The organism is Streptomyces sp. SAJ15, assembly GCF_007595705.1.
Classification (GTDB): domain Bacteria; phylum Actinomycetota; class Actinomycetes; order Streptomycetales; family Streptomycetaceae; genus Streptomyces.
Map to the genome: position 1 here is coordinate 42,117 of NZ_NISY01000004.1, position 22,879 is coordinate 64,995.

Genomic DNA, 22,879 nt, shown 5'->3' on the forward strand with positions numbered 1-22,879 from the left:
ACGACGGGATGCGCGATGCCCCGGCCGTGGTAGCCGTCGTCTCCGTAGGCGTCGCCGTGATCGGCGCACATGATGACCAGCCACCTTCGCTTCGCGGTCAGGGTGGTGACCAGGCGATCGAGGTGTTCGTCTGCGTATGAGCGCGGCCTTCTGGGAGGCGGTGGTGTCTCGCCTCGCAGGGCCTGGATGGGCCCGCGAGGCCAGGCGGTCGACCTGCCCCCATCCCGGGCTCGCCGCTTTAACGACCACCCGCCACGACACCGACGCCGCTCTGGCCGCCGACCACACCTCCGCCGATCTCGGCTACTGGGAGCACGCCGCCGAGCGGTACAGCTACGGCTACCACGGGCAGGCCCGGCCAAGGTCCTCTCCGACCTGGTCGCGGACTTCACCGACATGAAGCCGCTTCTGTCACAGCCGCAGACCGTCAAGAACCGCGCCACGCTGTGCCACGTGACCGGGCAGATGGCGGGAATGATCGCGATTGTTCTGTACGACCTCGGTCAGCGCCGCTCTGCTTCGATCAAGGCGTGATCCTCTGCTCAGATGTCATGAGCGTGGCCGGGGTGACCGTGCGGGCGCGCTCGTAGAGGTCCCTGGCGGCGTGGTTGCCCAGGTGTGGGCGGATGAGCTTGAACATGTTCTGCACGCGTTGGTCTGCCCGCCCGGACTGGATCAACGGGTAGTCGTCGAGCGCCATGTGCCACGTCGCGCAGGCGGCTTCCAGGTGGCCGATCGACAGTTGGCGCTCTGCGAGAACGGCGCGTTCCTTGACCCGGGTGCGCCGGTACACGTCGTGGCGCAGCCTGTCGGACTCCTGCATGGCTTCGACGGCGCCGTGCGCGTCGCCGAGCTCGAACCGCACTTGGCTCGTGTGGTACTGCAATGACGACGGATCGTACGAGCCGAACGCTCGCTCGCGCGACTCGGCTTTCTCCATGGCCGCTTCGGCGTCTCGGAGGTACCTCAGTGCTTCGTTCCGGTTGCCGACTTGCGCGTACGCGTGGGCCTGTTGCCCGGTGAGGAATGCCCGCATCCGGGGGCCGGCCTGCGGGGACGCGGCGGCAGCGGCATCGGCGAGTCGCACGGCCGCCCGGCCGTGTCCGAGGTCGACCGCCTGAACGCTCATGCCACGGAGCGTCGTGCAGTACGTCAGATGGTCTTCCGAGGCCCCGGCCAGTTGCAAAGCCTTCAGGTAGTACTGCTGTGCCAGGCCGTGTAGACCTTCGTCAACCGCCATGTAGCCGGTGAGGTAGCACAGGTCCGATGCCGCCGACATCATGGCTTTTCTGACCGGCTCGGAGCCGTCCGCCCGCAGATACGGCGCCACGGTGTTCACGAGGAACGCGGCGGCCATCGGACGGGCGTGGCGCCCGCCGAACTGGTCGTCGAGCTCGGAGACGCGCTCGGTCATGGCGATGACCATGTCGACGTCCGGCATCCCGATGCGCTGCACCCGACCCTGCCGCACGGTTTCCATCCTGCCCATGACGTCAGGCCAGTTGGGGTCGGTGAGGGCGACCGAGAGGAGCCCCGCTCCTAGGATGCCGCGCCGGGACGGGGGCATGTCCTGTCTACCGAGGTCGATGATCCCTTTCATGGTGTTCGGGGAGGTGCTCCTTCGGTCACGGGGGCAGGCACACGCCGAGCCGCTACGGCGTCTGTGTAGAGCTCCGACGTGAAGTCTTCCTCACAGACGCCGAGTTCGCTCATGACAGACCGGATGTCGTCAAGCGCCGATGGGAGTTCTTCCTCCTCTTGGACCATGGTCTCGACTTCCAGGAAAGTTCCCTCGATCTCCGGCACTTCGACCAGCGTGGCGAGCAGGCCGCGCCCGTGAGAGCTGAGCTTGTAGTTCCGGCATCGTTTCTGGAACGAGATCACCGGAACATAGCCGAGTCCGCGCAGCAGGGCGTGAACGGAATCCGGGTTGTCCACACCCGTTTCGTGCTCTGGCTTCGAGCCGGAGGTCGGGTCGATCCGGGCGCCCTTGTACGTGAGGACGGTTCGAGTTGAGTGGGGCTCACGGATTGTGCGGACCCTCAGTTCCTGGTCCTGCGCGCCGAGGCTTCCCGATGGGTCGTCGTAGTAGGTGTCCTGATAGACCTCCTCCCGCCCCTCTGCCATGCGTTCAAGCTGCTCCATGACGTCCTTCGGGGCGCGAACACGCGCCTTCAGCTCTGCTTCGATCAAGGCGTGATCCTCTGCTCGGATTGCACGGATCCCTGTTTCGCTCACGCGAGCGGTGCGCCGTCGCGGCTCCCGTGGCTCAGCCGCAGGGCATCTCTCCTTCCGTGACGGAGGCGACAAACGCCGCCCAGACGGGTACGGGGAAGGCGAGGGTTGGGCCGTCGGGGTTCTTGCTGTCTCGCGTTGCCACCACCCCGTGAAGGAACGCGATCTCGACGCATTGGCCATTTCCACTGCTGTAGGAGCTCGTACGCCATCTCGCCTCTATAGGGCCCACCTCATGCATCCTTGACTGCCTCCGCTCACAGCATGTCGCCGATCAACTCGGTGATCAGGCTCAGCGTGCCATCCGGGCTGAGTGCCTGGGCACGCAGGTTGTCGAACATCACGCCGTACCGGCGTACGTCGATCTCGGCTTCGAGGAAGAGGCCGCCGGCCATGCTGTCCAGGTACACGATCTCGGGATCTTCCGCGTCGGCGAAGCCCATCAGGACGAACGAGCCGGGCATTCCCGCGTGCGCTCCCGCGCTGAACGGGATGGCCTGGAGCGTTACATGCGGTTCCTGCATGACCCGGGCCAGGTGTTCCAACTGTTCACGCATGACCTTGCGGCCGCCGACCAGGCGGCGCAGCGCGGCCTCGTCCGTGATCGCCCAGAGCCGTAGCGGGTCGTCCTTTGTGAGCACGTACTTTCGCTCGACGCGCGCCTGCACTCGTTGCTCTACCGCCTCGGCAGTGGCCATGGGCAACGTCCCTCTGATCACGGCTCGCGCGTAGTCCTCGGTCTGCAAGAGGCCGGGGACGAACAGGGACTCGTAGTTGCGGACTTCCCATGCTTCGCTCTCGAAGCTGATGTAGGCAGTGTATTCCTCGGGTAGTTCGCTGTGATACGGCCGTAGCCACCCTTGTTTGTTCGCACCCTGCAAGAGGGCCAGGACTTCGCCACGGTGCGGATCACGCACTTCGTAGAGGTCCAGCAACGCGACCAGCGTCCGGCGCTGGGGCCGGACGCGTGCCGTCTCGATGCGATACAGCGTCGCCTCGTTGATGCCCGTACGGTTCGTGACGTCTTCCCTGGTCAGCTCTGAGCCATTGCGGAGGCGTCGTAGCTCTGCCGCGAGGCGACGGAGGCGGACCGTGGGGATCTGGCGCTTCGGAGTCACCACAACCAACCCTTCATCTGCGCAAGACGACGGCCGATTCTGGCGGCTCATCAGCTCGCCCATCAAGCTGAGGCCGCATATGCAAGGTATGCATTCACATACCTTGCGAGCGACGGGCCTGTGGGTGCACCCTGGTCTCGTAAGTCGCTCCGTGTAGCAACTCGACTACAGGGGTGCGGCGTTGGTGCGCACTGTTGTGCGTACGAAAGACCCCCGCGACGTTGCCGGACGTCCGGGGGCGCGGCCATCACCTGATGAGAGGTTGACGACGCCATGGACACTATCCGAACGATCTTCGAATCGCTGTTGGTGCGGTTACTGCCAGGACCTGGTCGGCACCGTGCCACCGGACCCCGACATGCCCTGCCGCGGCACGCGTACCGGTTGGGGGTGGCGGCCCGATGAGTGAGCAGACGCCACCGGCGGCGGGCGGTCAGGACCGCCCCAGTCTGGAAGAGCTCGGCCGGCGTGGGGACGATCTGGCCGAGCGGGTCCGTAGCCACCTGGGGCCCCGGGGTGGAGCCCGGCGTGCGACGTATCGGTTCCGGGAGTACACCATCGGCCTGGACCGCCGGCCGCAGGCCGAACCGCACTCGTTCACCATGCAGTGCGCGGACTGCGGGGACCACAGCGCGCCGCACGGCAGTGGTGAGGGCGGCACGGAGTGGGCCGTGGCGCACCTGAAGGCCCACCCCGGGCACCTCGCCTATCGGGAGATCATCACGCGTCCGTACCGGTTCGAGCCGGGGGTGTGGCGATGAGCCTGCCGTCGTCGCGCTGGCGCGTCGGGCCCGTGCCCGAGCGGCGTCCCAGCCGCACCGAAGAGGGCGACGTGACGATGTCGTTCCAGATCAGCCGTGCCGGGAAGCCCGTCGCCATCGCCCCGCTCACGCTCACGGCCGCCGAGGCGGAGCAGCTCCACGCGGCGCTGTGCCATGCCCTGGCCGGGCACCCGCCGCCCGACGACGCCCCCGCCTGCCGCCGGCCGTACGGGCGGACCGTCGTTCGCTGGCCGTAGCCGCCCCGCTCAGCCCGCCCGCGGCTCCCAGTGCTCCCGTAGCAGTCGGACCGTTTCGGTGATCGCGGGGCGGCGGGCGGCGCCTGGGCGCCAGAGGGCGTACAGGCGGCGGACCGGGGTGGGGTGGAGAGGGATGGAGGCCACCCCGTCGGGGAGGGGGCCGCGGCCCAGCAGGGGGACCAGGGCGACGCCCAGGCCGGCGGCTACCAGGGCGAGCTGCGAGTGGTACTCGGCGACCTGGTAGGCCAGGTCGGGTTCGTGGCCGGTGGCGCGCAGGGTGCGGACCAGCCAGTCGTGGCAGACCGTTCCCGGCGGCTGGCAGATCCAGCGGAGGCCCACCAGGTCCTCCCGGCGCAGGGCCGTGCGGTCTGCCAGCGGGTGCCGCGCCGGGACCAGGACGTCCGAGGGGTCGTCGCCGATCACCGCCCGGCGGACGCCGTCGGGGGCCGGGCGGGGCGCGATGTCCCAGTCGTGGGCGACGGCCAGGTCGATCACCCCTCGGGCCACCAGGTCGGGGGAGAGGTGCGGGTCGACCTCGACCAGGCGGGCGTCCAGGGACTCGTGGCAGGCCGTCAGCTCGGCTAGGACCGAGGGGAGCAGGCCGCGCGCCGCCGTGGCGAAGGCGCCGATCACCAGGCGGCCGGCGGGCTGGCCGCGGCGCTCCTCCAGGGCGGTCTCCGCCCGCTCGACCAGGGCCAGCAGCTCTTCGGCCGTGTCCGCCAGCTGGCGCGCCGCGTCGGTCAGCGCCACCCCGCGGCCCTGGCGCTCCAGCAGCGTCGTACGGGTCTCCCGCTCCAGCTTGGCGATCTGCTGGGACACCGCCGAGGGCGTGTAGCCGAGCGCGATGGCGGCCGCGCTGACGGAGCCGTGGACGCCGACGGCGTGCAGCGCCCGCAACCGCGACAGGTCAAGCATCGGCCCCCCAGGTGACTTTGAAGCGTCGCTTCATCCAACCATGAAGTGATCCGCGCTGGTGCTTCACGGTCCGCTGCCGGGAAGCTCGACACCATGCGTCCCGCCCACATCGCCCTCGCGGTCGGCACCGCCGCCGTCTGGGGGCTGAACTTCGTCGTCATCGAGGTCGGCCTCGACCACTTCCCGCCGCTGCTCTTCTGCGCGCTGCGGTTCCTGGCGGCCGCCTTCCCCGCCGTCCTCCTCGTCGGCCCGCCGCCGGTCGGCTGGCGGTGGATCGTGGCGGTGGGACTGGCGCTCGGGGTGGCCAAGTTCGGCCTGCTCTTCATCGGCATGCACCAGGGCATGCCCGCCGGGCTGGCCTCACTGGTCCTCCAGATCCAGGCGGTGTTCACCGTCCTGATCGCCGCCGCCGTGCTCGGCGAACGCCCCGGCCGGACCCGGCTGCTGGGCATGGCCGTCGCGGCCGCCGGCATCGTCGTGGCCGCCGTCGACGAGGGCGCCTCGGGGCCCGTGCTCGGCTTCGCCCTCACCATCGCCGCCGCGCTGTGCTGGGGCGTCTCCAACGTGGTCACCCGCCGTGCCGCGCCACCCGACGCGCTGCGCTTCATGGTCTGGGTGAGCCTGGTGCCGATCCTGCCGCTGCTGGCCCTGTCGCTGCTGTTCGAGGGCTGGTCCGCGGACCGCGCGGCGCTCGCCTCCCTCGACTGGGGCGGCGCCGGCGCGATCCTCTACGTCGCCTGGGGCGCGACCGTGCTGGGCTTCGGCGCCTGGGGCTTCCTGCTGCGCACCTACGACGCCTCCGCGGTCGCCCCGTTCTCGCTGCTGGTGCCGGTCTTCGGGATGTCCTCCGCGGCGCTGCTGCTGGACGAGCACGTCAGCCCGCTGCGCTGGCTCGCCGCCGCGCTGCTGGTCGGCGGGGTCGCGTTGACCACCCTGACCGGTGTCGGGGCCCGGCTCAGGGCGCGGCGGCCGGCAGCCGCCGCAGCCACTCCCGCGCCGGGCCCAGCAGCCCCGCCAGCTCCGGGACCCGCGGGTACCAGCGTCTCTCGTACTCCCAGCACAGCCAGCCGTCCCAGCCCGCGCGGCTGAGCAGCCCCAGGCACTCGGTCAGCGGGAGCACTCCGGCGCCCAGCGGCAAGGGGGTGGTGTCGTCCGCCGAGGCGACGTCCTTGAGCTGCACATAGGCCAGGTGGGGGGCGAGGGCCGCATAGGAGTCGGTCGGCTCCTCGCCGCCCAGCCAGGGGTGCAGCACATCCCAGATCGCGCCCACCGCGCCATGGCCGATCTCGTCGGGACCGACCACCCCGCCGTGCTCCACCCGGCCGAGCAGCCGCGCCACGGCGGCCCCGGTGCGATGCGAGTCGTGGGTCTCCACCAGCAGCCGCACCCCCAGCTCGACGGCGTACGGCGCGACGGCGGCCAGTCGGCGTACGGCGTCGGCGTCCGCCTCGTCCTCGGGGCGCTCCCCTGCGCCGGGGAAGACCCGGACATGGCGGGCCCCCAGGTCCCGGGCCAGGCCGAGGAGGGCGCGCAGCTCGGCGAGGACGGGGCCGTCGGGGCCGGGCGCGGCGACCCGCGCGTACCCGGCGACGGCGAGGACCTCCACCCCCGCCGCCGCGAACTCCTCGGCCGCCCGGCGTCTTTCGGCCGTGCCGAGCCCCGGGTGCACCGGCTCCTCCGGGTGGGCGCGCAGCTCCACGCCCTGGTAGCCGTGGTCGGCGGCGAGCGCGACCACCTCGGTGAGGGGCGCGCCGGGAATGCCCAGCGTCGAGAAGGCGAGCTTCATGACGTGACGCTAAGCGCTTCGCTGGCGGGTATGCCATCTGCGGGTGCGTCGTGGCTGGTCGCGCCCACGCGGCGGAGCCGCATATGGCACAGCCCCGCGCCCCTTCGGGGCGCTGCCCCTCACTGCGCGCCCAGGCACCGTACGGGGCCTCAGGTCGTCAGCCCGAGGCGCCAGTCCTGGCCGACCAGGTCGGCGCCGAAGCTGCGGTGCGGCCGCTCGGCGACCAGCTCGAAGCCGACCCGCTCGTAGATCGCCCGCGCGGCGGAGAGCGCGTCGTTGGTCCACAGCACGATCTCCCGGTAGCCCCTCTCGCGCGCGAAGTCCACGCACCGCCGTACCAGCAGCTCCCCGATGCCCTCGCCTCGCGCGTCCGGCTCGACCAGCAGCAGCCGCAGCCGCGCGGCCCGAGGATCGTCCGCGTCGCGCACGCAGAGCACGGAGCCCACCGGGCGGTCGGCGAGCTCCGCGATCCAGGCCCGTTCGCACGCCGGGTCGTGCCCGGAGGCGAAGTCGCCGACGATGCGGGCCACCAGGCCCTCGAACTCGGCGTTCCAGCCGAACTCGCGGGTGTACAGCGCCCCGTGCCGCTGCACGATCCAGCCGTACTCCCCCGGTGCCGGCGGCCGCAGGCGCACCGGTGCCGGCGGCCGCGGCTCCCCCAGGACGTCCGTCGCGGTGCGCAGCGCGTCCCGCAGCCTGCGCAGGTCGGCCCAGCGCAGCCCGCGCAGCAGCAGGGCGACGGAGGCCCGTGAACGCTCCTCCAGCTCCGCGGCGACCGCCCGGCCGGCCGCGGTGAGCAGGACCTGCTGGTAGCGGGCGTCCATGTGGTGCCGCTCCCGGGTGATCAGGCCCTGCTCCTCGAACCGGCCGAGGGTCCGGCTCAGATGCGCGGCGGTCAGCCCGAGGTCCTCGCGCAGCTGGGAGACGTGGGTGCGCTCGCGCCGCGAGAGCTCGCAGAGGATCCGCGCCTCACTGGGCGTGTAGGGCGTGTGCGGCCGGCCGGGATGGTCCAGGGCCCCGGTGAGCCGGGTGTAGAGGCGTTGGAAGCGGCGTACCTCGTCCACCGCCGCGCGCAGGTCGTCCCCGTGCCCCATCGAGCTCCCCCTTCACGGAATCGCTTCACCCCATACTTGCTCCCGAACAACTGCCTGGGAAGGGGTGTGGACGACCGAAGGCGAGGACGGCGCGCCGCCGACCGGCCCGCGCGGCGCGGGTGGCCCCGGCACCGGGGCCGTGGGGCTCAGGCCGCGGCGCCGGCGCGGGGCGGCGCGGTCGACGCGCGGGCCATCAGCTCGGCCCGTACCATCGCCACCCCGCCCGGCGGCTCCGGCTCGCGGCCCAGCGCCAGCCTGCCGGCCCGCGCCCCCGCGTCGTGCAGCGGCAGTCGCACGGTGGTGAGTGACGGCACGGCGTCCACGCTGAACGGCAGGTCGTCGAAGCCGGCGACCGAGACGTCGTGCGGGATCCGCAGCCCCTGGTCGCGCAGGGCCGCGCAGGCGCCGAGGGCGACGGTGTCGTTGGCGGCTATGACCGCGGTCAGCCGCGGCTCCCTGCGCAGCAGTTCGAGGGTGGCGTCATAGCCGCAGGAGCGGTCGTACGGGCCGTGGACGGTCAGTCGCTCGGCTCCTTCGGCGAGGCCCTGGCCGGCCAGCGCGGCCCGGTGCCCCTCCAGGCGGTCCCGCGTGGTGCTGCGGTCGGCCGGACCGGCGACATAGCCGATGCGGCGGTGGCCGAAGGCCAGCAGGTGCTCGGTCAGCCGGCGCGCGCCACCGCGGTTGTCGAAGGTCAGCGTGGTGGCGTCGGGGATCGGGGGACGTCCGCAGAGCACCACCCGGGTGCCGGCGGCGGCCAGCCGGGACGCCTTGGCCTCCACGGCGGCCGCGTGCTCGGGGTGCTCGATCGCGCCGCCGGTGAGGATGACGGCGGCCGCGCGCTGACGCTGGAGCAGGGTGAGATAGGTGAGTTCGCGCTCCGGCGAACCGCCGGTGTTGCAGATGACGGCCAGCTTCTCGCCACCGCGCCGCGGCTCGGCGCCACGGCCCGGTTCACGGCGGGCGCCCGGCTCGCCGGCACCGCCCATCTCCGACTGCACGGCACCGGCGATGATCCCGAAGAACGGGTCCGCGATGTCGTTGACGAGGACGCCGACCAGGTCCGAGGTGGCGGCCGCGAGAGCGCTTGCCGGGCCGTTGACCACGTACTCCAGCTCGTCGACCGCTCGCAGCACCCGGGCCCGGGTCGACTCGGCCACCGGGTAGTTGCCGCTCAGGACGCGGGAGACGGTCGCCGCCGAGACCCGCGCCCGCGCCGCCACATCAGCCAGCGTCACTGTCATGGCTTCCTCCGTGTGTGAGCACCGTGTGCGCCCGGCGCGCGCCGGGCGCCCCAGGGTTGCCGACATGCTCCGCCCATGCTCTCACCGCACCGGTCCGGGGCGGTGAACCGGTGACCGTCAGGCGAGACGCCGGGACGGTACGACATGCAACGCCCGCCCGCCATACGGCTGATAAGCGACCGGCGCCCTTGTTGGCGGATGCAAAAGGCGACTAGCGTGAAACGAAGGGAAAGCGCTTGCTATAGCCGTCCGCGACACCCGGGCGGCGAGGGCGGGCGGGGCCGGCGCGTGGGCGGACCGAAGGAGACGGACCAGGTGACGAGTGTGTCCCGCAAGACCTTACGCATCGCCATGAACGGGGTGACCGGCCGCATGGGCCACCGTCAGCACCTCGTGCGCTCGCTGCTCGCCATCCGGGAGCAGGGCGGCGTCGACATCGGTGACGGCGGCACGCTGTGGCCGGAACCGGTGCTGGTGGGGAGGCGGGAGCACGCTCTGACCGCGCTGGCCGAGCGCCACGGGCTGGACCCGGTCGACGACGTCAGCACCGACCTCGACGCGGTGCTCGCCGACCCGACCGTGGACATCTACTTCGACGCCCAGGCCACCGCGGCCCGCGAGGGCGCCGTGCGGAAGGCGATCGCGGCCGGCAAACACGTCTACACCGAGAAGCCCAGCGCCGGAACGCTGGCCGGGGCACTGGAGTTGGCCCGGCTCGCCGAGGCCGCCGGGGTGCGGCACGGGGTGGTCCAGGACAAGCTCTTCCTACCGGGACTGCGGAAGCTCAAGCGGCTGATCGACGGCGGCTTCTTCGGCCAGATCCTTTCGGTGCGTGGCGAGTTCGGGTACTGGGTCTTCGAGGGGGACTGGCAGCCGGCGCAGCGGCCGTCGTGGAACTACCGCGCGCAGGACGGCGGGAGCATCGCGGGCGACATGTTCCCCCACTGGGAGTATCTGCTGCGCGAGCTGTTCGGCCCGGTGCGGACCGTGCAGGCGCTGGTCACCACGCACATCCCGCGCCGCTGGGACGAGCGGGGCAAGCCGTACGAGGCGACCGCCGACGACGCCGCGTACGGGATCTTCGAGCTCGACGGCGGGATCGTGGCCCAGATCAACTCCTCCTGGGCGGTGCGGGTGCGCCGCGACGAGCTGGTGGAGTTCCAGGTGGACGGCACCGAGGGCTCGGCCGTGGCCGGGCTGCGCGAATGCCATGTGCAGCACCGCGCCACCACGCCCAAGCCGGTCTGGAACCCCGACCGGCCGACGGCCGAACGGTTCCGCGAGCAGTGGCAGCGCGTCCCCGACAACGCGGGCGACGAGGCCGACAACGCCTTCAGGGCGCAGTGGGAGCTGTTCCTGCGCCATGTGGCCCTCGGCGAGCCCTGGCACTGGGACCTGCTGGCCGGAGCGCGCGGCGTCCAACTGGCCGAGCTGGGACTGGCCTCCTCGGCCTGTGGGCGTCGGCTGGACGTGCCGGAGCTGACGCTGTGACGCTCCGGCTGCCGCGCGCGGGCGGCGCGTTGACCGCGTACCGGCCGCGCACCGAGCCGGTCTGGCATCCGCCCTCCGGTCGCCCGCCCGCCTCCCGCACGGTCTTCGCGGCCGCACACGTGGTCGCGGACCCGTACGCGGATTCCGACCCCGAGGGCCCGGCCGTCGTGGACTGGGACGCCACCCTCGCCTTCCGCCGCCACCTGTGGGCGCACGGACTCGGGGTGGCCGAGGCGATGGACACCGCGCAGCGCGGCATGGGCCTGGACTGGACCACCGCCGCGGAGCTGATCACCCGGTCGGCGGCGGAGGCCAAGGCGGCCGGCGGCCGGATCGTCTGCGGCGCCGGCACCGACCAGCTGACCGGGCCGGCCTCGCTCGACGCCGTCCGTACCGCCTACGAGGAGCAGTTGGCGCTGGTGGAGGGGGCGGGCGCGTCCGCCGTCCTGCTGGCCTCGCGCGCGCTGGCCGCCGTCGCGCGCGGCCCCGAGGACTATCTGGAGGTGTACGGATCACTGCTGCGGCAGGCCGCGGAGCCGGTCGTCCTGCACTGGCTGGGCCCGATGTTCGACCCGGGCCTGCGCGGCTACTGGGGCGCCGACCACCCGGAGGAGGCCGCCGAGACCCTGCTCGCGCTCTGCCGCGCCCACCCGGACAAGGTCGACGGGGTCAAGGTCTCGCTGCTGGACGCGGGGCGGGAGGTCGAGCTGCGCCGCCGGCTGCCCGCCGGGGTCCGCTGCTACACGGGCGACGACTTCCACTACCCCGAGCTCATCGCCGGCGACGCCGACGGCTTCAGCGACGCGCTGCTCGGCGTCTTCGACCCGCTGGCCGCACCGGCCGCCGCCGCCCTGCGGCGGCTGGACGGCGGCGACGCCCGGGGCTTCCGGGCGCTGCTGGACCCGACCGTGGCGCTGTCCCGGCAACTGTTCCGGGCGCCGACCCGCTACTACAAGACAGGCGTGGTCTTCCTGGCCTGGCTCGCCGGCCACCAGGACCACTTCACCCTGCTCGGCGGCCTCCAGTCGGCGCGCTCGCTGCCCCATCTGGCCCGGGTGTACGAGCTCGCCGACGGGCTGGGGCTGTTCCCCGACCCGGCGCTGACCACGGCCCGCATGCGCCACTTCCTCGCCGTCCACGGAGTGGCGCCGTGACCGACCTGGCCGGGTTCAGCCTGAACCAGCAGACCATCCGGCAGTGGTCGCTGCCGCGGCTCGTCGAGGGCTGCGCGCGGGCCGGCGTCACCGCCGTCGGGCTGTGGCGGGAGCCGGTGCGGGAGTACGGGGTGGCGGCCACGGCCGCGCTGGTGCGGGCCGCAGGGCTGACCGTGACCAGCCTCTGTCGGGGCGGCTTCCTCACCGCCGCCGACCCGGCCGGGCGGGCGGCCGCGCTCGCCGACAACCGCGCCGCCATCGACGAGGCGGCGACGCTCGGCACCCGCACCCTGGTGCTGGTCTGCGGCGGGCTGCCCGACGGCAGCCGCGACCTGGGCGCCGCACGGGAGCGGATCGGCGAGGCGCTCGCCCACCTCGCCCCGTACGCCGCCGAGCGGTCCGTGCGGCTGGCCGTCGAGCCGCTGCACCCGATGTACGCCGCCGACCGCTGTGTGGTCTCCACCCTGGCCCAGGCCCTGGACCTGGCGGAGCGCTTCCCCGCCGACCAGGTGGGGGTGGTGGTGGACACGTACCACCTGTGGTGGGACGACACCGTGGCCGGGCAGATCGCCCGGGCCGGCGCCGGCGGCCGGATCGCCGCCTTCCAACTGGCCGACTGGGTGACTCCGCTGCCGGAGGGGGTGCTGCTGGGCCGCGGCCAGCTCGGGGACGGCTCCGTCGACCTGCGCTGGTTCCGCGGGCGGGTGACGGCCGCCGGCTACTCAGGCCCGGCCGAGGTGGAGATCTTCAACCCGGCGCTGTGGGCGCGCGACGGCGCCGAGGTGCTGGCGGAGACGATCGGGCGGTTCCGCGCGCACGTGCTGTGAGCGGCGCCGCCGGCCCCGCGCTCTCCGGCGGGCCGTCAGTCGTCGGCCGGGCCGGTCTGGCCGATGCCGAAGGGCCAGGGATGCTGACTTCAGGTAACGGATCGATAACTCTGGGAAATCGTGCAACCCTTCAGGGCCGAGTGGGGTCGTAACTGTCGTGCGGCCGCCCGGGAGTCTGGGGGGATGGTCCGAGGGGCCGCGCATGGGGGGAGGGAAGGGGCCCGGTCCACGGACCGGGCCCCTGGAAACGTCCTCCGCACATCCCGGACCGCTTCACAGGGCCGCCACCTCCTCCGCGGTGGGGAACGACCGCTGGGCACCGGGTCGGGTGACCGCCGCCGCGCCCACCCGCACGGCGAAGCGCACCGCCGTCGCCAGGTCGTCGCCGACCCCCAGCCGCCAGCCGAGCGCCCCGGTGAACGCGTCGCCCGCGCCGGTGGTGTCCACCGCCGCCACCGGCACCCCGGGCACCCGGACCGCGCCCCGGTCGTCCGCGGCGAGTGCGCCGGCGGCGCCCAGCGTCACCACCACCGAACGCGGCCCGCGTGAGCGCAGGGCCGCCGCCCACACCACGGGGTCCTCGCTCCGCGCGGCCAGGTCGTCGCCCAGCAGGAACCGCGCCTCGTGCTCGTTGACCACCAGCGGGTCGCAGGCGGCGAGCACCTCGACGGGCAGCGCGGCCGGCGGCGAGGGGTTGAGCACCACGCGGGTGTCCGGGCCCACCGCCGCCACCGTCGCGGCGACCGTCTCCAGCGGGATCTCCAGTTGGAGGGAGACCACGCGGGCCGCGGCCAGCAGCGGGGCGGCGGCGTGAACGTCCTCGGGGCTGAGCCTGGCGTTGGCGCCGGGGGAGACCACGATGCTGTTGTCGCCCGAGGGGTCGACGGTGATCAGCGCCACCCCGGTGGGCGCGCCGCCGACCAGGACGCCGGAGGTGTCCACGCCGGCCGCCCGCTGCACCTCCCGCAGCATCCGGCCGTGGTCGTCGTCGCCCACGCGGGCCAGCAGCGCGGCGCGGGCCCCCAGCCGGGCGGCGGCGACGGCCTGGTTGGCGCCCTTCCCGCCGGGGTGGACCGCCAGGTCGGAGCCGAGGACGGTCTCCCCGGCCGCGGGGCGGCGCTCGACCCCGACCACCAGGTCGGCGTTGGCGGACCCCACGACCACCAGGTCGTAGCCGTGCATGCGTCTGTCCTCTCGTCAGCTGCCATGCCGACCCTATGAGGCCCATGGCCGCCGTCACCGTCACCGTCACCGGCGGCCGGCCGCCGAGGGTCCCCACCCCGCCCGTCGCCCCGGTTGTCCACAGGCCCACGAAACGCTGTCGCACCCGGGCGGTACCGTCGGTCCATGCTCAAACTCGCGGTCGTGGAAGGTGTTCTGGAGCGGCTGACGTATGTCAATGAGGAGACGGGCTACACGGTCGCGCGGGTCGACACCGGCCGTGGCTCCGGCGACCTTCTCACCGTCGTCGGCTCGCTGCTCGGCGCGCAGCCGGGCGAGTCGCTGCGCCTGGAGGGTCGCTGGGGCTCACACCCGCAGTACGGCAAGCAGTTCACGGTGGAGAACTACACAACCGTGCTGCCCGCCACCGTCCAGGGCATCCGCCGCTATCTGGGCTCGGGGCTGATCAAGGGCATCGGGCCGCGGATCGCGGACCGGATCACCGAGCACTTCGGCGTGGACACCCTGGACGTGATCGAGAAGGAGCCGAAGCGGCTGATCGAGGTGCCCGGCCTCGGCCCCAAGCGCACGAAGATGATCGGGGCGGCCTGGGAGGAGCAGAAGGCGATCAAGGAGGTGATGGTCTTCCTCCAGGGGGTGGGCGTCTCGACCTCCATCGCGGTGCGGATCTACAAGAAGTACGGAGACGCCTCGATCTCCGTCACCAGGAACGAGCCGTATCGGCTGGCCGCCGATGTCTGGGGTATCGGATTCCTGACGGCCGACAAGATCGCGCAATCGGTGGGCATCCCGCATGACAGCCCGGAGCGGGTGAAGGCCGGGTTGCGGTACGCGCTGTCGCAGTCGACCGACAGCGGCCACTGCTATCTGCCGGAGGAGCGGCTGATCGCGGACGCGGTGAAGCTGCTCCAGGTGGACACCGGGCTGGTCATCGACTGTCTCGGCGAGCTGGCGGCGGACCCGGAGGGGGTGGTCCGGGAGTCCGTGCCCGGGGAGGACGGAGAGCCGGTCACCGCCGTCTATCTGATCCCCTTCCATCGCGCCGAGATCTCCCTGGCGGCACAGCTGCTGCGGCTGCTGCGCTGCGAGGAGGACCGGATGCCCGCCTTCCAGGAGGTGGACTGGGAGGCGGCGCTGGGCTGGCTGGCCCGGCGCACCGGCGCGGACCTCGCCCCCGAGCAGCGGGACGCGGTGCGGCTGGCGCTGACCCGGAAGGTGGCGGTGCTCACCGGCGGCCCGGGCTGCGGCAAGTCGTTCACCGTGCGGTCCGTGGTCGAGCTGGCCCGGGCGAAGAAGGCCAAGGTGGTCCTGGCGGCACCGACGGGCCGGGCCGCCAAGCGGCTCGCGGAGCTCACCGGGGCGGACGCCTCCACGGTGCACCGGCTGTTGGAGCTCAAGCCGGGCGGGGACGCGGCCTATGACCGGGACCGCCCGCTCGACGCCGATCTGGTGGTGGTGGACGAGGCGTCGATGCTGGATCTGCTGCTCGCCAACAAGCTGGTCAAGGCCGTTCCGCCGGGCGCGCACCTGCTGTTGGTGGGGGATGTGGACCAGCTGCCGTCGGTGGGGGCCGGGGAGGTGCTGCGGGACCTGCTGGCGGACGGCGGACCGGTGCCCGCGGTGCGGCTGACCCGTATCTTCCGGCAGGCCCAGCAGTCCGGGGTGGTGACCAACGCACACCGCATCAACTCCGGGGTGCCGCCCCTCACCCAGGGCATGACCGACTTCTTCCTCTTCGCCGAGGAGGACGCCGAGGCCGCCGCGCGGCTCACCGTGGATGTGGCGGCCCGTCGCATCCCGGCGAAGTTCGGCCTCGATCCGCGCCGCGATGTGCAGGTGCTGGCCCCGATGCACCGCGGTCCGGCCGGCGCCGCGGTGCTGAACGGGCTGCTCCAGCAGGCCGTCACCCCCGCCCGCCCCGACCTCCCCGAACGCCGCTTCGGCGGCCGGGTCTTCCGAGTGGGCGACAAGGTCACCCAGATTCGGAACAACTACGAAAAAGGGGAAAACGGCGTCTTCAACGGCACCGTCGGCGTGGTCGCCTCGCTCAACGCCGAGGAGCAGCGGCTGACCGTCCGCACCGACGAGGACGAGGAGGTGCCCTACGACTTCGACGAGCTGGACGAGCTGGCCCACGCCTACGCCGTGACCATCCATCGCTCCCAGGGCAGCGAGTACCCGGCCGTGGTGATCCCGGTGACCACCAGCGCCTGGATGATGCTCCAGCGAAATCTGTTGTATACGGCGGTAACCCGGGCAAAGCGCCTCGTTGTGCTGGTCGGGTCCCGTCGGGCGCTCGGTCAGGCGGTGCGTACAGTGTCCGCCGGTCGTCGCTGCACCGCGCTCGATCACCGAATCGGTGGCGCCATGCGTGTCGAGAGGGTTTCCGAACGGTGACGAAGGGGGCAGGATGGGCATCGAGGGAGGCACTCAGTGCCGCCGATAGGCCCTTTGGCCGACCCCGAGTGCACGTTCATCGTCCAAATGGGGGAAGGTAGGGGGAGTCAGGGCACCTCGAAGAAGAGAACCAGACGTCGGTGAGGGATGACGTGAGCGACAACTCTGTAGTACTGCGGTACGGGGACGGCGAATACACCTACCCGGTGGTCGACAGCACCGTCGGCGACAAGGGCTTCGATATCGGCAAGCTTCGCGCCCAGACCGGTCTGGTGACCCTGGACTCCGGTTACGGCAACACCGCGGCGTACAAATCCGCGATCACCTATCTTGATGGCGAATCGGGCATTCTGCGCTATCGCGGCTATCCGATCGAGCAGCTGGCCGAGCGCAGCACCTTCCTCGAGGTCGCTTACCTGCTCATCAACGGCGAGCTGCCGACCGTGGACGAGCTGGCGGTCTTCAAGAACGAGATCACCACGCACACGCTGCTCCACGAGGACGTCAAGCGCTTCTACGACGGCTTCCCGCGGGACGCGCACCCGATGGCGATGCTGTCCTCGGTGGTCAGCGCGCTGTCGACGTTCTACCAGGACAGCCACAACCCGTTCGACGAGCAGCAGCGCAACCTGTCGACCGTGCGGCTGCTGGCCAAGCTGCCGACGATCGCCGCCTACGCGTACAAGAAGTCGGTCGGTCACCCGTTCGTCTACCCGCGTAACGACCTCGGCTACGTCGAGAACTTCCTGCGGATGACCTTCTCGGTGCCGGCCCAGGAGTACGACCTCGACCCGGTCGTGGTCAACGCGCTCGACAAGCTGCTGATCCTGCACGCGGACCACGAGCAGAACTGTTCCACCTCGACGGTCCGCCTGGTCGGCTCCTCGCAGGCCAACATGTTCGCCTCCGTCTCGGCGGGCATCAGCGCCCTGTGGGGTCCGCTGCACGGTGGCGCCAACCAGAGCGTGCTGGAGATGCTGGAGGGCATCCAGCGCTCCGGCGGCGACGTCGACTCCTTCATCCGCAAGGTGAAGAACAAGGAAGACGGCGTGAAGCTCATGGGCTTCGGGCACCGCGTCTACAAGAACTTCGACCCCCGGGCGAAGATCATCAAGGCGGCGGCGCACGACGTCCTCTCGGCGCTCGGCAAGAGCGACGAGCTGCTGGACATCGCGCTCAAGCTCGAAGAGCACGCGCTCGCCGACGACTACTTCGTCTCGCGCAAGCTCTACCCGAACGTGGACTTCTACACCGGTCTCATCTACCGGGCGATGGGCTTCCCGACCGAGATGTTCACCGTGCTCTTCGCGCTCGGCCGGCTCCCCGGCTGGATCGCCCAGTGGCACGAGATGATCAAGGAGCCGGGCTCCCGCATCGGCCGTCCGCGCCAGATCTACACCGGCGTGGTCGAGCGCGACTTCGTCCCGGTCGAGCAGCGCTGACGCCCGCGGCGCGTGTCCGAGCGATCCGCTGTGCGCGTGATCGGTCGGCCGCGGGCCGTCGGTAGCTGATCGCGCAGTTCCCCGCGCCCCTTCGGGGCGCGGTTCGGTGCCCCGAAACGAAAGCGCCCCGCGCCTAATCCCCCCACGGGTTAGGGCGGGGCGCTTCCCGTTCCCCGGTGCGGATTCCCCCCACGGGATCCGGCCGGGCGTCTGCTGGCCGCAAACAACCAGGGTCGCGACCTGCCGGGACCCGTACGTGCGGGAGGGCCGCTCAAAGCTCCCCGTGTACGTGCCCCGGCTACGCGTAGCCGGAATACGTCCCCCAAGACGACCCAGCCGCACAGTTAGACTCTCCACTCCCGACAATGGTTACGTTCAGTTGACTGTGATCTGCGTCTCTTGCCATATGCGCATCTAAAAGGGCAAGAGCCCCGATCGGGAGATCGGGGCTCCGCTGTATGGGTGGTGTGCGGCTTATGGCGGCTTGGTAAAGCTATGTGGACGATGTGAAGGTCCGCAGTCGCAGACTGTTGGTCACCACGAAGACCGAGGAGAAGGCCATCGTGGCCCCGGCGATCATCGGGTTGAGCATGCCGGCCGCCGCGAGCGGCAGCGCGGCCACGTTGTAGCCGAAGGCCCAGAAGAGGTTGCCCTTGATGGTGCCGAGGGTCTTGCGGGAGAGCCGGATGGCGTCCGCGGCCACCCGCAGGTCGCCCCGGACCAGGGTCAGGTCCCCGGCCTCGATGGCGGCGTCGGTGCCGGTGCCCATCGCCAGCCCCAGGTCGGCGGTGGCCAGCGCGGCCGCGTCGTTGACGCCGTCGCCGACCATGGCGACCGAGTGGCCCTCGGCCTGGAGCCGCTCGACCACGTCGACCTTGTCCTGCGGCAGCACCTCGGCGTAGACCCGCTCGATCCCGACCTCGCGCGCCACCGCCTCCGCGACCAGCGCGTTGTCACCGGTCAGCAGCACCGGGGTGAGGCCCAGCGCGCGCAGCCGGGCGACGGCCTCGGGGCTGCTCTCCTTGATCGCGTCGGCGACGGTGAGCACGCCGCGCGCCGCGCCGTCCCAGGCCACGGCGACCGCCGTGCGGCCCTCCGCCTCCGCGGCGGCCTTGGCCTCGGCCAGCTCCGCGGGCAGCTCGATGGACCACTCGGCCAGCAGCTTCTCGCGGCCGACCAGCACCGCGTGCCCCTCGACGACGCCCTGGACGCCGAGGCCGGCGAGGTTCTCGAAGCCCTCGGGGGCGGGCAGGGCGGCCGCGCCGGTGCGCTCCAGGGCGCCGTCGGCGATGGCGCGGGCGATGGGGTGCTCCGAGGCGTGCTCCAGGGCTCCCGCCAGCCGCAGCAGTTCGCTCTCGTCGACGCCGGAGGCGGGGTGCACCCCGTGCAGGCTCATCCGGCCGGTGGTGACCGTGCCGGTCTTGTCCAGGACCACGGTGTCCACGCGGCGGGTGGACTCCAGCACCTCGGGGCCCTTGATCAGGATGCCCAGCTGGGCGCCGCGGCCGGTGCCGACCATCAGCGCGGTCGGGGTGGCCAGGCCCAGCGCACAGGGGCAGGCGATGATCAGGACGGCCACGGCGGCGGTGAAGGCGGCGGCCGCGTCGCCGGTGAGCAGCAGCCAGGTCGCCAGGGTGCCCAGCGCCAGCAGGATGACCACCGGGACGAAGATCCCCGAGATCCGGTCCGCCAGCCGCTGCACCTCCGCCTTGCCGTTCTGCGCGTCCTCCACCAGTCGGGCCATCCGGGACAGCTGGGTGTCGGCGCCGACCCGGGTGGCCTCGACGACCAGCCGCCCCGCGGTGTTCACGGTGGCTCCGGTGACCGCGTCGCCGACCGTCACGTCCACCGGCACCGACTCGCCGGTCAGCATCGAGGCGTCCACCGCGGAGGCGCCCTCGACCACGGTGCCGTCCGTGGCGATCTTCTCCCCGGGGCGGACGACGAAGCGGTCGCCGACCGCCAGCCGGCCGACCGGGACGCGCTCCTCGCGGCCGCCGCGCAGCACGGTGACGTCCTTCGCGCCCAGCTCCATCAGGGCGCGCAGGGCGGCGCCGGCGCGGCGCTTGGACCGGGCCTCCAGATAGCGGCCGACCAGGATGAGCGCGGTGACCCCGGCCGCCGCCTCCAGGTAGATCGAGGAGGACCCGTCGGAGCGGGAGACGGTGAGGTCGAAGCCGTGGTTCATGCCGGGCATGCCCGCGTCGCCGAGGAACAGCGCCCAGAGCGACCAGCCGAGCGCGGCGAGGGTGCCCATCGAGATGAGGGTGTCCATGGTGGCCGCGCCGTGTCGGGCGTTGGTCCAGGCGGCCTTGTGGAACGGATAGCCGCCCCAGGCCACGACGGGGGCGGCCAGGGTGAGGGACAGCCACTGCCAGTAGTCGAACTGGAGCGCGGGGACCATCGCCAGTAGGACGACGGGCACCGAAAGGGCGACCGTGACGAGCATGCGCTCGCGCAGCTCGGCGAGGTCCTGGGCGCCGTGCTCGACGGCCGCCTCCGCGGGCCCCTCCTCGGGGCTCGGCTGGGCCGCCTCGGGTCGCGCGGGGGGCGCGGGCTCCTCGGCGGTGTAGCCGGTCTTGACGACGGTCGCGATCAGATCGGCGACCTCGACGCCGGTGGGGAAGGTGACCTTGGCCTTCTCGGTGGCGAAGTTGACCGTGGCGGTGACGCCGTCCATCCGGTTGAGCTTCTTCTCCACGCGCGCCGCGCAGGAGGCGCAGGTCATTCCGCCGATGGCGAGTTCGACCTGGCTGGTCGGCGGTTCCGCGACGGTGGGCTGAGCCGTGGTTTCGGGGGCCGTGCTGGTCATGGGGGTCTCCCGTGGGGTGGGCCGGGTCGTGCGGCGGCTGTATGAGCAGGGCGGCACGACCCGGCGGGGTGTGGCTGCGGGGTCGCTCAGACCCGGCCGACGAGCTCGTAGCCGGCCTCGTCCACGGCGGCGCGGACGGCCTCCTCGTCCAGCGCGGCGGCCGAGACCACGGTGACCTCGCCGGTGGCGGCGACGGCCTTGACCGAGCTGACGCCGGCGATCGCGGAGATCTCCTCGGAGACAGCGCCCTCGCAGTGCCCGCAGGTCATTCCCGTCACCTTGAAGACGGTGGTCACGGCGGTGTTGGCCTCGGAGGTCATGGTTGCTCCTGTAGGGGTGTGTATACGGCTGTTCGCGGGGAGGTCGGCGAGGTGCCGGTGGCTTCCCACATCCACAACTGTATACCCCTAGGGGGTATCGCGCACCCCTTCTTCCGAGTCATGTCTTCGACATATGTTCGTGCGATCCGGCGCCGGTTCCGCGGGGCGCGGCCGGACCCACGCCGCCGCCCGCGCCGTCGCGCGCCCCGCGACGCGAAACGGGTCCCGCACCTCGTGGTGAGGTGCGGGACCCGTTCGGGGGAGAGCGGCTCCGGCGTGGTCAGGGATCGCGGCGGGGGCGGTTGCCCGGGCGGCGGGTGACCCAGGCGCGGATGGTGTCGGCGAACCAGTACGGCTTCCCGGCCTCCACCAGGTCCGGCGACGGCAGCAGTCCGTGCTTGCGGTACGAGCGCACGGTGTCGGGCCGCACGCCGATGTGCGCGGCGATCTCCTGGTACGACCAGAGTCTGCGGTCGGTCATGTCTCGCGCCTTCCTTCAGGGCCGCGGCGGACGGCTCGGGGGAGAGTCGTCGGGGGTCGCCGCGGCGCGACCGTTGGTCGTCACTCAGCGTGCCCGCTCCGCCTCGCGGCCCGGCCGGTGCGAGGCGGGTGTGGAAGGGCTGTGGCTCAAGGCGCACGGAAGTGTGACGTCTGTGACGGAAGGGTGACGCTCCGCGACGGCGTGGCGGGTTGCCGGGGACACCGGCCGCCCCCGTCCGGCCGGTGTCCCGCGCCGGCCGGGTGGCCCGGCCGGCGGCCTCGTCCGCGCGTCAGCGATCAGGGCGTGGGCGCGGCCGCCTCGGTCAGCGCGGCCATGCGCTCGGCCATCTCGCTCAGCCGCACCGGGCGGTGCTCCAGCCGGGAGAGCTCGCACGCCTCCGCGACCAGCAGCGCGTTCAGCGCCTGCTCGCCGGAGCACGGGTTGGGGGCGTCCCCGCGCGCCGCCGCGACGAACGCGGCCAGCTCGGCCCGGTAGGCGTCCTCGAACCGCTCCAGGAAGCCGGTCCAGGGCCGGGCCGGGGCGCCCGGCCCGCCCGGCTCGGCGGAGGTGAACGGCGTCCGGGCGTCCAGCCCGACCACATGGCTGTCGCGCTCGCCGGAAAGCTCCATCCGCACGTCGTAGCCGGCGCCGTTGTAGCGGGTGGCGGTGGCCGTGACCAGGGTGTCGTCGTCCAGGGTGAGCAACGCGGCCGCGGTGTCCACATCACCCGCCTCGCGGAAGAAGGCGGCGCCCCCGTTGGCGCCGGTGGCGAAGACCTCCACCACCTCACGGCCGGTGAGCCAGCGCACCGCGTCGAAGTCGTGCACCAGGCAGTCCCGGATCAGCCCGCCGGAGTGCGGCAGGAACTCCGCGGGCGGCGGCGCCGCGTCCGAGGTGACGGCCCGGATGGTGTGCACCCGCCCCAGCTTCCCGGAGGCGTACGCCTCCTTCGCCGCCCGGTAGCCGGCGTCGAAGCGGCGCTGGAAGCCCATCTGGAGCAGCGTCCCGGCCGTCGCCACCTCGCGCAGCGCCCGCACCGTGCCCGCCAGATCCAGCGAGATGGGCTTCTCGCAGTAGGCGGGCAGCCCGGCGCGTGCCGCGCGGGTGATCAGGTCGGCGTGCGAGGCGGTGGCGGTGGCGATCGCCACCGCGTCGATGCCGGCGTCGAAGACCGCGTCCACCGACTCCGCGGCCGTGACCCGGTCGCCGAAGCGGCCGTTCAGGGCGGCGGCGAGGGCGGCGGCCCGTCCGGGGTCCACATCGCCGATCACCAGGTGGTCGACGCCGTCGGTGGCGGCGAGGGCGGCGGCGTGGAAGGAGCCGATGCGCCCCGCACCGAGAAATCCGATACGCATGGGGTTCCTGT

At 72.3% G+C, this 22,879-nt stretch carries 21 protein-coding genes and 1 pseudogene; 9 read left to right on the top strand and 13 right to left on the bottom strand.

Going from position 1 to position 22,879, the window contains the following annotated elements:
• Positions 1–396 precede the first annotated feature (396 nt).
• A complete protein-coding gene (locus CD790_RS34575; protein ID WP_186319006.1) occupies positions 397–534 on the top strand; it encodes a hypothetical protein in 138 nt (45 codons plus the stop codon).
• Here the strand turns inward: CD790_RS34575 and CD790_RS13375 are convergent.
• From CD790_RS13375 to CD790_RS13390, 4 genes are all read right to left on the bottom strand, one after another.
• Positions 524–1,600 carry a transcriptional regulator gene (locus CD790_RS13375; RefSeq protein WP_144383437.1) on the bottom strand — a complete coding sequence of 359 codons (1,077 nt, stop codon included), beginning with the start codon at positions 1,598–1,600 and terminating at the stop codon, positions 524–526. The two genes, CD790_RS34575 and CD790_RS13375, sit on opposite strands and share 11 nt — an antisense overlap.
• Complete coding sequence (gene cyaB, locus CD790_RS13380; protein WP_144383438.1) at positions 1,597–2,193, bottom strand: class IV adenylate cyclase; 597 nt, start codon at positions 2,191–2,193, stop codon at positions 1,597–1,599. The genes CD790_RS13375 and cyaB overlap by 4 nt, the downstream gene beginning before the upstream one ends.
• A gap of 76 nt (positions 2,194–2,269) precedes the next feature.
• Entirely contained in the window at positions 2,270–2,476 is a 207-nt protein-coding gene (locus tag CD790_RS13385) for a DUF397 domain-containing protein (protein WP_144383439.1), read from the bottom strand.
• A gap of 16 nt (positions 2,477–2,492) precedes the next feature.
• Positions 2,493–3,416 carry a helix-turn-helix transcriptional regulator gene (locus CD790_RS13390; protein WP_260867550.1) on the bottom strand — a complete coding sequence of 308 codons (924 nt, stop codon included), beginning with the start codon at positions 3,414–3,416 and terminating at the stop codon, positions 2,493–2,495.
• Positions 3,417–3,754: 338 nt separating this feature from the next.
• On the opposite strand from CD790_RS13390, the gene CD790_RS13395 reads away from it, so the two are divergent.
• Both CD790_RS13395 and CD790_RS13400 read left to right on the top strand, forming a co-directional pair.
• The gene (locus tag CD790_RS13395) at positions 3,755–4,114 is read left to right on the top strand and encodes a hypothetical protein (protein WP_313956503.1); all 360 of its coding nucleotides are present in this window, start codon (positions 3,755–3,757) and stop codon (positions 4,112–4,114) included.
• Positions 4,111–4,371: a hypothetical protein gene (locus CD790_RS13400; protein ID WP_144383440.1), complete on the top strand. Its 261-nt coding sequence runs from the start codon at positions 4,111–4,113 to the stop codon at positions 4,369–4,371. Before CD790_RS13395 ends, CD790_RS13400 begins: the two co-directional genes overlap by 4 nt.
• Positions 4,372–4,380: 9 nt before the next feature.
• Here the strand turns inward: CD790_RS13400 and CD790_RS13405 are convergent, their stop codons facing one another.
• Entirely contained in the window at positions 4,381–5,286 is a 906-nt protein-coding gene (locus CD790_RS13405; RefSeq protein ID WP_144383441.1) for a LysR family transcriptional regulator, read from the bottom strand.
• Positions 5,287–5,379: 93 nt separating this feature from the next.
• Between CD790_RS13405 and CD790_RS13410 the strand changes: the two genes are divergently transcribed.
• A complete protein-coding gene (locus CD790_RS13410; RefSeq protein WP_144383442.1) occupies positions 5,380–6,375 on the top strand; it encodes an EamA family transporter in 996 nt (331 codons plus the stop codon).
• Here CD790_RS13410 and CD790_RS13415 read toward each other — a convergent pair.
• From CD790_RS13415 to CD790_RS13425, 3 genes and pseudogenes are all read right to left on the bottom strand, one after another.
• Positions 6,260–7,072 (bottom strand): annotated as a pseudogene (locus CD790_RS13415) (sugar phosphate isomerase/epimerase family protein); the annotation flags it as partial. The gene CD790_RS13410 and the pseudogene CD790_RS13415 sit on opposite strands and share 116 nt — an antisense overlap.
• 149 nt (positions 7,073–7,221) lie before the next feature.
• On the bottom strand, positions 7,222–8,166 hold the full coding sequence (locus CD790_RS13420; protein ID WP_144383443.1) for a helix-turn-helix domain-containing GNAT family N-acetyltransferase: 945 nt from the start codon (positions 8,164–8,166) through the stop codon (positions 7,222–7,224).
• Positions 8,167–8,312: 146 nt separating this feature from the next.
• Positions 8,313–9,407 carry a LacI family DNA-binding transcriptional regulator gene (locus CD790_RS13425; RefSeq protein WP_144383444.1) on the bottom strand — a complete coding sequence of 365 codons (1,095 nt, stop codon included), beginning with the start codon at positions 9,405–9,407 and terminating at the stop codon, positions 8,313–8,315.
• A 324-nt stretch (positions 9,408–9,731) separates the two neighbouring features.
• On the opposite strand from CD790_RS13425, the gene CD790_RS13430 reads away from it, so the two are divergent.
• The 3 genes from CD790_RS13430 to CD790_RS13440 are packed head-to-tail and all read left to right on the top strand — an operon-like array spanning position 9,732 to position 12,879.
• Complete coding sequence (locus CD790_RS13430) at positions 9,732–10,898, top strand: Gfo/Idh/MocA family protein (protein ID WP_144383767.1); 1,167 nt, start codon at positions 9,732–9,734, stop codon at positions 10,896–10,898.
• On the top strand, positions 10,895–12,052 hold the full coding sequence (locus CD790_RS13435; RefSeq protein ID WP_144383445.1) for a dihydrodipicolinate synthase family protein: 1,158 nt from the start codon (positions 10,895–10,897) through the stop codon (positions 12,050–12,052). Before CD790_RS13430 ends, CD790_RS13435 begins: the two co-directional genes overlap by 4 nt.
• On the top strand, positions 12,049–12,879 hold the full coding sequence (locus tag CD790_RS13440) for a sugar phosphate isomerase/epimerase (RefSeq protein ID WP_144383446.1): 831 nt from the start codon (positions 12,049–12,051) through the stop codon (positions 12,877–12,879). Before CD790_RS13435 ends, CD790_RS13440 begins: the two co-directional genes overlap by 4 nt.
• A 273-nt stretch (positions 12,880–13,152) precedes the next feature.
• Here CD790_RS13440 and CD790_RS13445 read toward each other — a convergent pair whose 3' ends face one another.
• Complete coding sequence (locus CD790_RS13445) at positions 13,153–14,061, bottom strand: ribokinase (RefSeq protein WP_144383447.1); 909 nt, start codon at positions 14,059–14,061, stop codon at positions 13,153–13,155.
• A 165-nt stretch (positions 14,062–14,226) separates the two neighbouring features.
• Between CD790_RS13445 and CD790_RS13450 the strand changes: the two genes are divergently transcribed.
• Both CD790_RS13450 and CD790_RS13455 read left to right on the top strand, forming a co-directional pair.
• Positions 14,227–16,458, top strand: coding sequence for an ATP-dependent RecD-like DNA helicase (locus tag CD790_RS13450; RefSeq protein ID WP_144383448.1), 2,232 nt, complete (start codon positions 14,227–14,229; stop codon positions 16,456–16,458).
• Positions 16,459–16,610: 152 nt separating this feature from the next.
• On the top strand, positions 16,611–17,900 hold the full coding sequence (locus tag CD790_RS13455; RefSeq protein WP_144383449.1) for a citrate synthase: 1,290 nt from the start codon (positions 16,611–16,613) through the stop codon (positions 17,898–17,900).
• 493 nt (positions 17,901–18,393) lie between these two features.
• Here the strand turns inward: CD790_RS13455 and CD790_RS13460 are convergent, their stop codons facing one another.
• The 4 genes from CD790_RS13460 to CD790_RS13475 form a co-directional block, all read right to left on the bottom strand.
• Positions 18,394–20,712: a cation-translocating P-type ATPase gene (locus CD790_RS13460; protein WP_144383450.1), complete on the bottom strand. Its 2,319-nt coding sequence runs from the start codon at positions 20,710–20,712 to the stop codon at positions 18,394–18,396.
• Between the two features lie 86 nt (positions 20,713–20,798).
• Positions 20,799–21,032, bottom strand: a complete 234-nt coding sequence (locus tag CD790_RS13465) for a heavy-metal-associated domain-containing protein (RefSeq protein WP_144383451.1) — start codon at positions 21,030–21,032, stop codon at positions 20,799–20,801.
• A gap of 280 nt (positions 21,033–21,312) precedes the next feature.
• The gene (locus CD790_RS13470) at positions 21,313–21,513 is read right to left on the bottom strand and encodes an AlpA family transcriptional regulator (RefSeq protein ID WP_144383452.1); all 201 of its coding nucleotides are present in this window, start codon (positions 21,511–21,513) and stop codon (positions 21,313–21,315) included.
• 296 nt (positions 21,514–21,809) lie between these two features.
• Positions 21,810–22,868 (bottom strand): Gfo/Idh/MocA family oxidoreductase, encoded by a 1,059-nt coding sequence (locus tag CD790_RS13475; protein ID WP_144383453.1) that lies wholly within the window; start codon positions 22,866–22,868, stop codon positions 21,810–21,812.
• Positions 22,869–22,879 lie beyond the last annotated feature (11 nt).

Coding starts and splice junctions, on each gene's coding strand:
- CD790_RS34575 (WP_186319006.1), top strand. CDS start 397: ATGAAGCCGCTTCTGTCACAGCCGCAGACCGTCAAGAACCGCGCCACG.
- CD790_RS13375 (WP_144383437.1), bottom strand. CDS start 1,600: ATGAAAGGGATCATCGACCTCGGTAGACAGGACATGCCCCCGTCCCGG.
- CD790_RS13385 (WP_144383439.1), bottom strand. CDS start 2,476: ATGCATGAGGTGGGCCCTATAGAGGCGAGATGGCGTACGAGCTCCTAC.
- CD790_RS13390 (WP_260867550.1), bottom strand. CDS start 3,416: ATGGGCGAGCTGATGAGCCGCCAGAATCGGCCGTCGTCTTGCGCAGAT.
- CD790_RS13395 (WP_313956503.1), top strand. CDS start 3,755: ATGAGTGAGCAGACGCCACCGGCGGCGGGCGGTCAGGACCGCCCCAGT.
- CD790_RS13400 (WP_144383440.1), top strand. CDS start 4,111: ATGAGCCTGCCGTCGTCGCGCTGGCGCGTCGGGCCCGTGCCCGAGCGG.
- CD790_RS13405 (WP_144383441.1), bottom strand. CDS start 5,286: ATGCTTGACCTGTCGCGGTTGCGGGCGCTGCACGCCGTCGGCGTCCAC.
- CD790_RS13410 (WP_144383442.1), top strand. CDS start 5,380: ATGCGTCCCGCCCACATCGCCCTCGCGGTCGGCACCGCCGCCGTCTGG.
- CD790_RS13420 (WP_144383443.1), bottom strand. CDS start 8,166: ATGGGGCACGGGGACGACCTGCGCGCGGCGGTGGACGAGGTACGCCGC.
- CD790_RS13425 (WP_144383444.1), bottom strand. CDS start 9,407: ATGACAGTGACGCTGGCTGATGTGGCGGCGCGGGCGCGGGTCTCGGCG.
- CD790_RS13445 (WP_144383447.1), bottom strand. CDS start 14,061: ATGCACGGCTACGACCTGGTGGTCGTGGGGTCCGCCAACGCCGACCTG.
- CD790_RS13450 (WP_144383448.1), top strand. CDS start 14,227: ATGCTCAAACTCGCGGTCGTGGAAGGTGTTCTGGAGCGGCTGACGTAT.
- CD790_RS13460 (WP_144383450.1), bottom strand. CDS start 20,712: ATGACCAGCACGGCCCCCGAAACCACGGCTCAGCCCACCGTCGCGGAA.
- CD790_RS13465 (WP_144383451.1), bottom strand. CDS start 21,032: ATGACCTCCGAGGCCAACACCGCCGTGACCACCGTCTTCAAGGTGACG.
- CD790_RS13470 (WP_144383452.1), bottom strand. CDS start 21,513: ATGACCGACCGCAGACTCTGGTCGTACCAGGAGATCGCCGCGCACATC.
- CD790_RS13475 (WP_144383453.1), bottom strand. CDS start 22,868: ATGCGTATCGGATTTCTCGGTGCGGGGCGCATCGGCTCCTTCCACGCC.